Origin of the sequence: Variovorax sp. Varisp36, from assembly GCF_047304235.1 — a bacterium.
Classification (GTDB): Bacteria; Pseudomonadota; Gammaproteobacteria; order Burkholderiales; family Burkholderiaceae_C; genus Variovorax.
Map to the genome: position 1 here is coordinate 144,102 of NZ_JBGLYU010000008.1, position 11,910 is coordinate 156,011.

Here is an 11,910-nt window from a genome sequence, read left to right on the forward strand (position 1 = left end):
TATCTCGTGCATCGCACGGGGGCGGAAATGTTCACCCGCGACCTGGCGCTGTGGCTGCGCCGCCGCGGCCACGCCGTCACGATCTTTGCAACGGCCTTCGGGGACATGGCCGACGAACTGCGCTTTGCCTCGATTGCCTGCGTCACCGAACTGAGCGACATTGCGGCGCGGCCGGACGTGATCATCGGCAACACCCACCACGAGACGGTTCGCGCGCTGCTGCATTTCCACGACGTGCCGGTCCTCACGATATGCCACGACCGAAGCGCCGAACACGGACGCCCGGCGCAGTTCACGCAGGTCGTATGCCATGTGGCCGTCGACGAGAACTGCGCCGAGCGCCTGGTGCACGAGTTCGGCATCGCGCGCGAACGCATCGAGCTGATCCAGAACGGGATCGATCTTTCGCGCTTTCCGCGGCGCGGCGGGCTGCCGGCCCGGCCCCGGACGGCGCTGGTCTTCAGCAACTACGCCTCGCACGACGCGCAGCTCGAGGAAATCCGCGCCGCCTGCGTGCAGCGCGGACTGTCGCTGGACGTGATCGGCAGCGGCACCGGCAACCACCTGCCCGACCCGGCCGAGGCACTCGGCCGCTACGACATCGTCTTCGGCAAGGGGCGCTGCGCCACCGAGGCACTGTGCACCGGCAACGCGGTGGTGGTGCTCGATCCGAGTTCGGGCATGGGCGAGATGGTGACGGCGGCCACCGTGGCCCACGCGCGGCGCTGGAATTTCGGCCGGGCGCTGCTGATCCGGCCGATCACGCGAGAGAACGTGGGCGCCGAACTCGACCGATACGACGCCGAGGATGCGGGCAAGGCCGGCGAATGGATGCGTGCGCATGGCGGCCTCGACGCAACGCTCGGCGCGCTCGAGCGCTGCGCGCAGCGCATGGCCCTGCAGCACCCCGTGATCGAGGTGCCCGCAAGCCAGCGCGCGAATGAGGTGGCCCGCTACATGGAGGACTGGATCCGGCGCGGCAACCCGTCGGCGGCGCATCTGACTGTTGCGTCCTTGCAGCAGCACATCGGGTGGCTCCAGCAATCCTTCAACGACCATCAACGCATGCACCAGGCTCGAATCGACGCGCTGCAGGCAGAGCTGCAACGCCAGGCCGAAGAGGCACGCCGGCAGATGGAGCTCGCCGCCATGCAGGCCGCAGCGCAGATCGCCATGCAGACCGCCGCGCAGGCTGCACAGGCGGCGCAGGCGGCGCAATCGAACGCCGACTGCAACGCACGGCTGGCCGAAGCCGAGCAGCAGACCCGGCAGGCGCGCACCGAACTCGCCCTGCTCCAGGCACAGCTGCGCGAGGTCTACGCCAGCCGTTCGTGGCGTGTGACCGGACCGCTGCGGCGGGTATCAACCCTCGTCCGGCCCGGCAGTCCGCGCGCATGAAGGCGCTGGTGATCGCCGCCCATTCGGGGCACGAACTGCTGCTGTGGAAGTGGCTGCGCAACGAGCGGCCGGATTTCGTGGTGCTGACCAACGGCGCCGGTTCGAGCGGCGTGCCGCGGCTCGAACCGACGATCGACAACCTCGCACGCGCGGGGGCCCGCTGGATTGCGGATGTGGTGCAGCCGGTTGCCGATGCCGACATCTACCGGGCGCTGCTCGAAGGCGACACGCGCCTGTTCACGCAGTGGGTCCACGCCTTGACGACGCACGTCGTGGAGCAAGGCATCGACTGCATCGTTGCCGATGAAGCCGAGGACTACAACCCTTCGCACGACCTGTGCCGCCTGCTGGCCAACCAGGTCGCCGCGCACGCCGTGGCGCGCGGCCGCACGGTCGTATCGCTCGGCTATCCCACCGTGGGCCATCCGAGTCCACCGGCACGGCTGGCTTCCGAGCGCCATGTCATGGTCGAGCTCGACGGCCCCGAGTTGCAGGCCAAGCTCGACGACATGCACGGTTACGCGCACAGCTTCGGCGGCCAGCTGGAACGCGAGCTGGCGGGCTTCATCGCCGAGTTCGGCGCCCAGGCTTACGGCCGGGAATGCCTCTTCGCCGCGCAGCCCACGCGCTATGAACTGGCGGAGGCCCCCGCCACCAAACCCGCCTTCGAAATCTTCGGGGAGGAACGCGTCGCGGCCGGCGTCTACAAGCACGTCATCCGCGGCGCGCATCTGCAGGCCGTGGCGGATCGGCTGCGCGACGCGATGCGATGACACATCCATCGATGCCTCGATGACCTTCACGACGCCAGCCCGCGACGACAGCACGACCGCCATCGCCGCCGATACGGCGGCCGCGAGCCCGGTCGACGCCGCACTGGCCCATGCGATCGTGGGCCTTGGCCGCTTCGGCAGCATCCACGCCCGAAAGCTCCTCGCCCTGCGCGGCTTCCAGCTGCGCGCCCTCGTGGATTGCTCGTCGTCGGCCCGCGCCGGCGCAGATCTCGCGGCGCTGCCATTGCTGTCCAGCCTTGACGACCTGCCGCCGGGCATCGCGTCGGCCACCGTTGCCACCAGCGACGACGCGCACGCCGAGCTTGCCCTGTCGTTGATGCGGCGCGGCTGCCACGTGCTGGTCGAAAAGCCGCTTTGCATCGACCGGCACGACGGTGCCCTGATGATCCGCACGGCGCGGCAATGCGGCGTGACGCTGAGCACCGGCCACATCGAGCGCTTCAACCCCGTGTTCGGCACCGTGCTCCTCGCCCGGCTGCGCAATGCCGCGGCAAGCCACCGCCAGGACCAGCGTCCGTTCATGCGGTTTCGCCGCTATTCGACGCGCGTTGCCATGGCCAGGGACAGCGTGCTGGACCTGATGGTGCACGACCTCGACCTGCTCGCCTGGCTGTGCGCGATTCCCGCGGAAGCGCCAATGGAAGTGCTCGCACGGCACATCGACGTGCACAGCGTGCGTGCGCGCGTGCGGCTGGGCACGTTGGTCGCCGAATTCGAGAGCGGCTACGCCAGCACGCCGGCAATCGCTCGATTGCAGGTGTGCGACGGCCACCGGGAGCAGTTGCTGGACCTGCGCAGCGGCGCGCGTTCGACGACGACAGGCGACGACGCCCTGGCACGGCAGTACCACGGTTTCAGGCGCGCCATCCTGGGCCAGGCCAGCCGCGTCGCGTCGGGTGCCGATGGCCTGGCGGCCGTGACCCGGGCTTGCCAGATACTGCACGCATGAAGATCCCGCTGTTCCGGTCGGCCGCATCCACCGAGCCGAAAGCGGCGCACCTGGCCCAGTCCCTCGCCGCAGTGCTGCGCAGCGGCGTGTACATCCTCGGTCCGCAGGCCGAGGCTTTCGAGGCACGGCTGTCCGGCCTGCTGCAAGGCCGCGAGACCGTGGCGGTGGGATCGGGCTCCGAAGCGCTTCTGCTGGCCTTCAAGAGCCTCGGCATCGGAAGCGCGGGCGGAGGAGACGCGCTGGACGAGGTCCTGCTGCCGAGCTACACCTTCGTCGCCTGCGCGGAAGCGGTGCTCGCCGCGGGCGCGCGGCCGGTCTTCGTCGACAGTGCGCCGGACGACTTCCTGCCGACGCTCGCGCATTTCCGCGACGCCCGCACGCCGCGCACCCGCGCAATCCTCGCGGTCGGCCTCTTCGGCGACCCGAGCGGCCTGCCCGAACTGGCCGCCTACTGCCGCGACGAGAAGCTGTGGCTGGTCGAGGACGTAGCGCAATGCCTGGGCGCCCATGCCGCCGGCACCTGGGGCGACGCCGCGGCAATGAGCTTCTATCCGACCAAGACCCTCGGCGCCGCCGGCGACGCCGGTGCGCTGGCCTTCAGGGATCCGCAGCATGCCCACAAGGCGCGGCTGCTGCGCAACCACGGCTACGCCGACGGCCGGCACCACTGCCTCGGACACAACAGCCGCATGGACGAATTGCAGGCCTGTCTGCTCAATGCCGCGCTGGACGACTTTCCGGACAACATCGCGCGACGGCGCGCCATCGCAGCGCGCTACATGGCGGCCTGGGCGGACCGTCCGATCGGTTTGCCGCGAGGCTCGGCGGGCCACGCGTGGAACTATTTCGTCATCACCCTGCCCGGCCCCCGCGAACGCGCGGCCTTCGCGGCGCAGCTGGCGGCATCCGGAATCGCCACCCGGATCTACTACGAGCAACCGCTGCACCTGCACGAGGCGCTGCGGCCCTGGCACGGCACCCGCGCCCTGCCGCACAGCGAAAAACTGGCCGGCTGCTCACTCGCATTGCCGCTCTATCCGATGCTCGGCGACGAGGAAATCGAGTACATCATCGGCGTCGTACGGCAAGCTTCCGGCGCATAGCGGCAGCCAACGCCGCGGGACCACATCGAAAGGGAGAACGGATCAGATGGCCACCATCCTGACCACGCTGGCCACACGCCCTGTCGAGGGCCTGGTCGAGAACCACGCAGCCTATGCGCGCCGGTACGGCTATGCGCACCGCATCGCCGACAGCACCCATGTGTGGGGTCCGCGCCAGCCGGTCTTCTTCCGCTACCACGCGATCTATCAGCACCTGGCGCAAGCCGACGAGGGCAGCCTGCTGCTGGTACTCGACCAGTTCGCTGTCGTCTACTGGCCCCGACCGCTGGAAGAGGTGTTCGACGGCATCGACGCGCTGGTCTGCGCGCAACCCGACGACGACGCGCTCTGCAACACCAGCATGCTGCTGCTGCGCAACACGGCCGCGGTGCGCGAGCAGGTGCGCCAGTTGGTCGACCATGTCTCCCATTGGGCAGTGTGCATCCTGGAGGACAACGAGCAGCCCGAGAACGCGCTGGTCGCCCATGTCTTCCCGCCCCGCCCCTGCGCCCTTCCCCTGCCCAACGGCATCCACGCCAATGTGCAGGCCAACTGGCCCGCGGGCAGCTACTACGAATCGATCCAGGGTGTGCGCCCGCTGGTGGCCAGCGACGCGCCCACCTGGCGCCGCGCAGGCGCCGGAAACCAGTGGACGCCGGCGCTGGACTACGACTTCCGCGGCGTGCAGAACCTCGTGGAGGACGCCGCGGCCCTGGCCGCCGACGAACGCCCGCCCTTCCTCGTACTCGCCGGGACCACGCCCCCACCCGGGGACGACCTGCACCTGAACCCCGGCGCGCGCATCGCCTTCGTCAGCATCTACACGCACCACATCGCCAGCTACGGCCGCATCCACGAAGAAAGCCTCACGCGTTACTGCCTGCGCCACGGCTACGGCTACCACCTCTACCGCAAGGTGCCCGGCTTTGCCAACGGCCTGACAGGCTCGTGGGCCAAGCCGCACGTCATGCGGCGCCACCTCGCGGAGCACGAGTTCCTGCTGTGGATCGATGCGGACATCCTGGCCATGAACCAGTCGCTGCGCATGGAGCCGCTGGTCGACGGCCGGCAGGCGCTGGTGGGCAACGACCACACGGCCTGGAACATGAACTCCAGCGTGGTCGGCGTGCGCAACACGCCCGCGATGCACGCGCTGGTGGAAGACGTCTGCCGGCAGATCGAGGCCGCGCCCGACCGCTCGTCGGTGCACGCCAACGGCGGCGACCAGACCTACTTCGCGAATGTCTTCAATGCCCACGGCCTCGTCACCGAAGCCCAGGTGGTGGACACGCTGTCGCTGGACGCGCCCGCGATCTACGCGACCGCCGACAGCCACTTCGTGCATTTCCCGACGCAGCTGACGCCGCAGCGTGCGGCATCCATGCATTTATGGAACCGGCGCAGCCTGGCGCGCGATGCGTACGAACGCGGCGGCGACACGGCGCAGCCCGACACCACTGCGTCGTCCCGCTGACGGGGCCGCGCAGCCTCAACCGCGCGTGGCGTTCTCCTTCATCTTCGCCAGCGCGATGGCAATCGCCGCGCCGCCCAGTGTCTTGATCAGCCCCGAGTGCTGCGCATAGAACCGGCTCACCTCGTCGATCACGCCCGCGTGCTGCTGCTCGGCATGCGCGGCAATCTCGGTCACCTGCGCAGGCGACAGCTGCGAGGCCTGGTCGGGCGTGACCTGCGTCTGCCCCGGCTGCAGCATGCGGCCGAGCACGCCGCCGGCCAGCGCCGAGGCCGCTGCCGGGCCCAGCGTGGCCAGGATCTGGTTGAGCACGCCGGCCTGCTGCTGCGGCGACGACTGGCCGAACAGCTTGCCCACCATGTCGCCGAAAGGCGGCGTCTGGTCGGATCGCATGGCCGCGGCGAGCCCCGCACCGACTTCGTCGGTCGATGCCTGCTGCGTGACCTTGTCGAGGTGGGCCTCGGGGCTGCCGTTGCCGCCGATGGCCTGCTGGAGGATGTCGAGTAAACCCATGGATATCTCCTTGTTACCGGGCCACGAGATGCCAGACCCCGAGCAGCAGGGCCGCGCCGATCACCGAGGCGATGAAGCCGGCGCCCGCGCCCGCAGCGTACAGCCCCAGGGCCTGTCCTGCATAGGTCGCCACCAGCGACCCGGCAATGCCCAGGACCACGGTGAGGATGAACCCCATGGAGTTGTTGCCCGGAAAGATGGCGCGGGCGATCAGCCCCGCGATGAAGCCGATCAAGATGGTCCAGATGATGTGCAAGAGAGACTCCCTGTCTGTTGAAAAAAGATGATGCGGGATCGTTGCCCGCCCATCCTGAGCGCGGCCTGACGGTACGCCCTCCGACAGCCGCGCGGTCGCCAAGGAGCTGGCCGAAAGCGGCAGCATTTCGCTATCCTGCCGGCTGCTCAAGAAGAAGGAATGACCTTGCAAACGCACCCTGCCGTTCAAGCCGAAATGGAACGCAATTTCGGCGCCATTGCCGATCTGGTCCGCCTCCATGCGCAACACACGCCCGACCACGCCGCGCTGGCCGATGCCGGGCGCACGCTGGACTACCACGCACTCGACGCGCTCATGGACCGCGTCGCGGCCAGCCTGCAGCGCGACGGGCTCCAGCCCGGCGATGCCATCGCCATCTGCGCCTCGTCGTCGGTGAACTACGCGGCGGTGTTCCTGGGCGCGCTGCGCGCGGGCGTCGCGGTGGCCCCGCTGGCGCCCGGCTCCACGCCCGCCAGCCTGGCCCGGATGATCGAGGACGCCGATGCGCGCATCCTGTTCAGCGACGCCTCGGCCGCCGAGGTGATCGGCCCCGCGAAGGAAGGCGGCATTGCACGCATTGCGCTCGACGGCTCGAACGTGGGCCGCGACTTCGAAGGCTGGCTCGCGCCGGCAGGTGTGCAGCCCAAGGCCGTGGAGACGCAGCCTTCGTGGCCCTTCAACATCATCTATTCGTCGGGCACCACGGGCGAGCCCAAGGGCATCGTGCAGGGCCACGGCATGCGCTGGGCCCACGTACAGCGCGGCGCCAAATACGAATACGGTCCCGACACCGTCACGCTGCTGTCAACGCCGCTGTACTCCAACACCACGCTGGTGGTGTTCTTCCCCACCATCGCCTTCGGCGGCTGCGTGGTGCTGATGCCCAAGTTCGACGCGCTCGGCTACCTGCAGCTGGCCGAGCAACGCCGCGTGACGCACACCATGCTCGTGCCGGTGCAGTACCAGCGGTTGATGGCGCATCCGCGCTTCGACGCGCACGACCTGTCGTCGTTCCGCTTCAAGTTCAGCACCAGCGCGCCCTTCAACGCCGCGCTCAAGGCCGACGTGCTCAAGCGCTGGCCCGGCGGGCTGATCGAGTTCTACGGCATGACCGAGGGCGGCGGCACCTGCATCCTGGAGGCGCACCTGCACCCGACCAAGCTGCACACGGTGGGCCAGCCCGCCGAGGGCAGCGACATCCGCCTGATCGACGAGGAAGGCAACGAACTGCCGCGCGGCAACACCGAGGTGGCCGGCGAGGTGGTGGGCCACTCGGGCGGCATGATGACCGGCTACCACCGCCAACCCGAGAAGACGCGCGAGGCCGAATGGTTCGACGCCACCGGCAAGCGCTTCATCCGCACCGGCGACGTGGGGCGCTTCGACGCCGACGGCTTCCTCACGTTGTTCGACCGCAAGAAGGACATGATCATCAGCGGCGGCTTCAACATCTACCCGAGCGACCTCGAGGCCGTGCTGCGCGGCCATGCGGCGGTGGCCGATGTGGCGGTGATCGGAGTGCCGTCGGAGCAATGGGGCGAAACGCCGGTGGCCTTCGTGGTGCGCCGCGAGGGTGACAGCACAACCGAGGACGCGCTGCTGCAATGGACCAACGCCCAGCTCGGCAAGACGCAGCGACTGGCACGTCTCTCCTTCATCGAGGAGCTGCCGCGCAGCGCCATCGGCAAGGTGCTCAAGCGCGAACTGCGTGAACGCGGTGGATGAAATCCCTTCGCGGTCAGCTGGTCTTCTTCTGGATGCTTCTGTTCGGCATGTGCGCCGCCCTGGCCGTGGTGATGCTCACGCTCTACCAAAGCAGTGCCGGCGCGCAGGTGGCTGCGGGGCGCGCTGCGACCGAGCAGTCGTGCCGCGCGATCGCGGCGCGCTATGCCAGGTCGGCGGCCGCACCTTCCCCGGCGCAGCCGCAAGTCGATCTGCTGCAGGTGCTGCTGCAGCTGGTGCTGATCGAATCGCCCCATGTCGAGGGCGGCGTGTGGCAGGCCGCCGGCGGACAGCTGGCCTATGCCTACCCCACCTACGAAGGCAGCGGCGTCAAGCGCGACGTGCCCGTGGCCGAGCAGCCGCTGATCGCCGAGATGGCACAGCTCGCGGCGCGCACCCGGCAGCCGCAGACCGATGTGGTGCGCGGCAGCCGTGAGGCGCTGATCGTCTCGGCCTGCCCGCTGGCCGCGCCGGGCAACGACCTGGCGGCGTGGACCATGACTCGCACCAGCAGCGGCGCGCTGGCCGCGCAGGACAGCCTGCGCACCGGCCTGAGCGTCCTGCTGGCGCTGGTGCTGGCATCGGGCCTTTGGCTTGGCTTCATCCTTCGACGCGGACTGCGCCATGTGCAGCGCCTCGAAACCCGGCTCGCGCAGGCCGATGCGGACGGCGATGCCATGCCCGAGCTGCCGCGCACCGGCGTGCACGAACTCGACCGCATCGTCGACGGCTTCAACCGCTACCGCCTGCGCTTCGAGGAGGCGCGCATGAACGTGCGAGCGGCCGCTCAGCAGCACAGCCGCGACCAGCGCCTGGCGGCGCTCGGCCGCATGACCGGCGGCATCGCCCACGAGATCCGCAACCCGATCGCCACGATGCGGCTGAAGGCCGAGAACGCACTGGCCGCCGCGCCCGAGCGGCAGGGCCAGGCGCTGCAGGTCATCGTGGGGCAGATCGACCGGCTCGACGGCCTCGTGCAAAGCCTGCTCGCGCTGGTGCAGCCGGTAGCCCTCGCACCGGCCGAGGTGGCGCTTCATCGCTGGCTCGAAGAGCGCGTGGCCGCCGTCGCGCCGAAGGCAGCGGCGGGCGGCGTGCAGATCTCGCTGCATCACGACTTGCCCGCCAGCGCCGTGTTCGACCCGGTACACCTTGCGCGCGCCGTCGACAACCTGCTCGACAACGCCGTGCGCCATGCGCCACGCGGCGGCCACGTGGTGCTGGCCGTCGTGCAGCCCGATGCGCGCATGCTGCTCATCCGCGTGGACGACGACGGCCCAGGCGTACCCGAACCGCTGCAGGCCAGCCTCTTCGAGCCCTTTGCCACCGGCCGCGCCGACGGCACCGGGCTGGGCCTGGCGCTGGCACGCGAAGTGGCGCTGGCGCACGGCGGCGAGCTGCATCATGTGCCCATGCAACCGGGCACCCGCTTCGAACTGGAGCTTCCGTGGCGCACCTCCTGATCGTCGACGACGACAACGCCTTCCGCGACACGCTCGCCGAAACGCTGCAAGGCCTCGGCCACTGCGTGGTGGCGACGGCCAGCGGCGCCGAGGCGCTGGAAACGCTGTCGTCGTCGCGCGAGCGCTTCGACGCCGTGTTCCTCGACCACCGCATGGCCGGCATGGATGGCCTGCAGACACTCGCAGCCATGCAGGCCAGGCTCGTGCGCCTGCCGCCGGTGATCGTGCTCACGGCGTTCGCGAGCGCGGGCAACACCATCGAGGCGATGCGCCTGGGCGCCTTCGATCACTTGGCCAAGCCGATCAGCCGCGAGGCGGTGCGCGAGGTGCTGGAACGCGCGCTGCAGCAGCACGCGGCAGCGTCGCCCACCGGTGTGCCGCAGGACGGCGACGGCAGCGACCTGATCGGCCCGAGCCACGCGATGCGCGAGGTGCACAAGCGCATCGGCCTGGCCGCCGCCAGCGCGATGCCGGTGCTGGTCCTCGGCGAAACCGGCACCGGCAAGGAAATGGTGGCGCGCGCGCTGCACCGCCATTCGGCCCGCGCCGACCGGCCCTTCGTGGCCGTCAACTGCTCGGCGATTCCGAAGGAGCTGCTCGAAAGCGAACTCTTCGGCCACGTGCGCGGCGCCTTCACCGGCGCGACCGGCGAACGCCCCGGCTGCTTTCGCGCGGCCGATGGCGGCGTGCTGCTGCTCGACGAGATCGGCGACATGGCACTGGACGTGCAGGCCAAGATCCTGCGCGCGCTGCAGGAGGGCGAGGTCACGCCGCTGGGCAGCCACCGGACGGTGAAGGTCGACGTGCGCGTGATCGCCGCGACGCACCGCGACCTGGCCGCCGCCGTGCGCGAGGGCCGTTTTCGCGAAGACTTGCTGTACCGGCTCGACGTGCTGTCGATCCGCATGCCGCCGCTGCGCGAGCGGCTGGCCGACATCATCCCGCTGGCCGAGCACTTCCTGCGCCGCGCGGCCGCATCCGATGCGCCGAAGGCGCTGTCGGCCGAGGCCGCGCAACGGCTGCTGAGCCACCCATGGCCCGGCAACGTGCGCGAACTGCGCAACGTGATGGAGCGCTGCCATGCGCTGGTACGGCACCGCGTGATCGGCGCGGCGGACCTGGCCATCGGACCCGGGGCCGCGCCACGCGGCGAAGCGTCCGACACGGTGCCGGCCGAGTGGCTCGAAGGCGAACTGCCCGCCGCCGTCGAAAAGCTCGAGCGCCTGCTGATCGCCCACGCGCTGGCCCAAACGCAGGGCAACCGTGCCGAGGCCGCACGCCGCCTGGGCATTCACCGTCAATTGCTCTATCGCAAGCTGACGCAGTACGGGATCGACTGAGACGAAGCGTCCGGAAAGCGGACGCATGGTGTCCCCGGATCATGCGGCCGCCGCCCGCACGGTGCGCGCAAGTCGTTGATTTCAAAGGGTTCATGCGCTGGCACGTTGTGTGAGATGTCGATGGGGTCTCCATTCCACAAGGAACCGCTCATGACCTCCCGCCTCGCCCTCACCGCCGCCTGCCTACTGGCCGGCAGCGCCGCCTTCGCCCAGCTGCCACCCGCGCCGCCGCACGGGCCCATGCCCCCGCCGCACGGCGCCATCGCATTCCAAGCCGGGATGGTTGCCACCGGCCGCGTGCAGCAATGGCTGATCAACCCGAACGGCGAGGCCGATGGCCTCTTGCTTTCCGATGGCACGCAGGTCGCCTTTCCACCGCACCTCTCGGCCGCCATGATGCAGATGCTCAGGCCCGGCGACACGGCGCAGGTCAGCGGCTGGCGCGCCCCCAGCGTGCCGGTGGTGCGCGCACAGACCATCGGCGCCAACGGCCGTAGCGTGACCGACCAGCCGCCGATGCCGGGCATGGCCCCGCCGCCGCTGCGCGACCCGGGCACGCTCGTGGCCATGTCGGCGGGGGGCCGCATCGAGCGCCTGCTGTACACCGACCGCGGCGACGTGCACGGCGTGGTGCTCGCCGACAAGACCATCGTGCGCTTCCCGCCGCACATCGGCGCGATGTACGGCGCCCAGCTGCAGCCCAGCGCGCAGTTGCATGCGCGCGGCTGGGGCACGCGCGGCGCACAAGGCACCGCCCTCGAAGCGACGAGCCTCGGCCCGACCGCCGACACGGTGCGCGAAGTGTTCGGCGGGGCCGGTGTCCCCTGGGGTCCGCGCGGCGCCGGTCCCATGCCGCCCGCCGCGCCGATGATGATGCCGCCCCCGCCAGCGCCCGCTTCCTGAT

The 11,910-nt window shown here is 70.0% G+C and carries 11 protein-coding genes; 9 read left to right on the forward strand and 2 right to left on the reverse strand.

The features are described 5' to 3' along the window. Positions 1-27 precede the first annotated feature (27 nt). The 5 genes from ACCD11_RS07725 to ACCD11_RS07745 are packed head-to-tail and all read left to right on the forward strand — an operon-like array spanning position 28 to position 5,718. Positions 28-1,398: a glycosyltransferase gene (locus ACCD11_RS07725; RefSeq protein WP_413313336.1), complete on the forward strand. Its 1,371-nt coding sequence runs from the start codon at positions 28-30 to the stop codon at positions 1,396-1,398. Continuing rightward, a complete protein-coding gene (locus tag ACCD11_RS07730; RefSeq protein ID WP_413313338.1) occupies positions 1,395-2,171 on the forward strand; it encodes a hypothetical protein in 777 nt (258 codons plus the stop codon). The genes ACCD11_RS07725 and ACCD11_RS07730 overlap by 4 nt, the downstream gene beginning before the upstream one ends. Positions 2,172-2,190: 19 nt before the next feature. Next, a complete protein-coding gene (locus ACCD11_RS07735; protein WP_413313340.1) occupies positions 2,191-3,141 on the forward strand; it encodes a Gfo/Idh/MocA family protein in 951 nt (316 codons plus the stop codon). After that, positions 3,138-4,244, forward strand: a complete 1,107-nt coding sequence (locus ACCD11_RS07740) for a DegT/DnrJ/EryC1/StrS family aminotransferase (protein ID WP_413313341.1) — start codon at positions 3,138-3,140, stop codon at positions 4,242-4,244. Before ACCD11_RS07735 ends, ACCD11_RS07740 begins: the two co-directional genes overlap by 4 nt. A 46-nt stretch (positions 4,245-4,290) precedes the next feature. Then, the gene (locus ACCD11_RS07745) at positions 4,291-5,718 is read left to right on the forward strand and encodes a hypothetical protein (protein ID WP_413313343.1); all 1,428 of its coding nucleotides are present in this window, start codon (positions 4,291-4,293) and stop codon (positions 5,716-5,718) included. Between the two features lie 15 nt (positions 5,719-5,733). Here ACCD11_RS07745 and ACCD11_RS07750 read toward each other — a convergent pair whose 3' ends face one another. Beyond that, positions 5,734-6,228, reverse strand: coding sequence for a hypothetical protein (locus ACCD11_RS07750; RefSeq protein ID WP_007830173.1), 495 nt, complete (start codon positions 6,226-6,228; stop codon positions 5,734-5,736). Positions 6,229-6,241: 13 nt separating this feature from the next. Continuing rightward, positions 6,242-6,484, reverse strand: coding sequence for a GlsB/YeaQ/YmgE family stress response membrane protein (locus ACCD11_RS07755; RefSeq protein WP_413313359.1), 243 nt, complete (start codon positions 6,482-6,484; stop codon positions 6,242-6,244). Between the two features lie 195 nt (positions 6,485-6,679). On the opposite strand from ACCD11_RS07755, the gene ACCD11_RS07760 reads away from it, so the two are divergent. From ACCD11_RS07760 to ACCD11_RS07775, 4 genes are all read left to right on the forward strand, one after another. Then, a complete protein-coding gene (locus ACCD11_RS07760) occupies positions 6,680-8,209 on the forward strand; it encodes a class I adenylate-forming enzyme family protein (protein ID WP_413313345.1) in 1,530 nt (509 codons plus the stop codon). After that, positions 8,206-9,666: a sensor histidine kinase gene (locus ACCD11_RS07765; RefSeq protein ID WP_413313347.1), complete on the forward strand. Its 1,461-nt coding sequence runs from the start codon at positions 8,206-8,208 to the stop codon at positions 9,664-9,666. The genes ACCD11_RS07760 and ACCD11_RS07765 overlap by 4 nt, the downstream gene beginning before the upstream one ends. Next, complete coding sequence (locus ACCD11_RS07770; RefSeq protein WP_413313349.1) at positions 9,651-11,006, forward strand: sigma-54-dependent transcriptional regulator; 1,356 nt, start codon at positions 9,651-9,653, stop codon at positions 11,004-11,006. Before ACCD11_RS07765 ends, ACCD11_RS07770 begins: the two co-directional genes overlap by 16 nt. A 150-nt stretch (positions 11,007-11,156) precedes the next feature. Beyond that, positions 11,157-11,909: a hypothetical protein gene (locus tag ACCD11_RS07775; protein WP_413313351.1), complete on the forward strand. Its 753-nt coding sequence runs from the start codon at positions 11,157-11,159 to the stop codon at positions 11,907-11,909. Position 11,910 lies beyond the last annotated feature (1 nt).

Coding starts and splice junctions, on each gene's coding strand:
- ACCD11_RS07735 (WP_413313340.1), top strand. CDS start 2,191: ATGACCTTCACGACGCCAGCCCGCGACGACAGCACGACCGCCATCGCC.
- ACCD11_RS07750 (WP_007830173.1), bottom strand. CDS start 6,228: ATGGGTTTACTCGACATCCTCCAGCAGGCCATCGGCGGCAACGGCAGC.
- ACCD11_RS07765 (WP_413313347.1), top strand. CDS start 8,206: ATGAAATCCCTTCGCGGTCAGCTGGTCTTCTTCTGGATGCTTCTGTTC.
- ACCD11_RS07725 (WP_413313336.1), top strand. CDS start 28: ATGTTCACCCGCGACCTGGCGCTGTGGCTGCGCCGCCGCGGCCACGCC.
- ACCD11_RS07740 (WP_413313341.1), top strand. CDS start 3,138: ATGAAGATCCCGCTGTTCCGGTCGGCCGCATCCACCGAGCCGAAAGCG.
- ACCD11_RS07775 (WP_413313351.1), top strand. CDS start 11,157: ATGACCTCCCGCCTCGCCCTCACCGCCGCCTGCCTACTGGCCGGCAGC.
- ACCD11_RS07730 (WP_413313338.1), top strand. CDS start 1,395: ATGAAGGCGCTGGTGATCGCCGCCCATTCGGGGCACGAACTGCTGCTG.
- ACCD11_RS07760 (WP_413313345.1), top strand. CDS start 6,680: ATGGAACGCAATTTCGGCGCCATTGCCGATCTGGTCCGCCTCCATGCG.
- ACCD11_RS07745 (WP_413313343.1), top strand. CDS start 4,291: ATGGCCACCATCCTGACCACGCTGGCCACACGCCCTGTCGAGGGCCTG.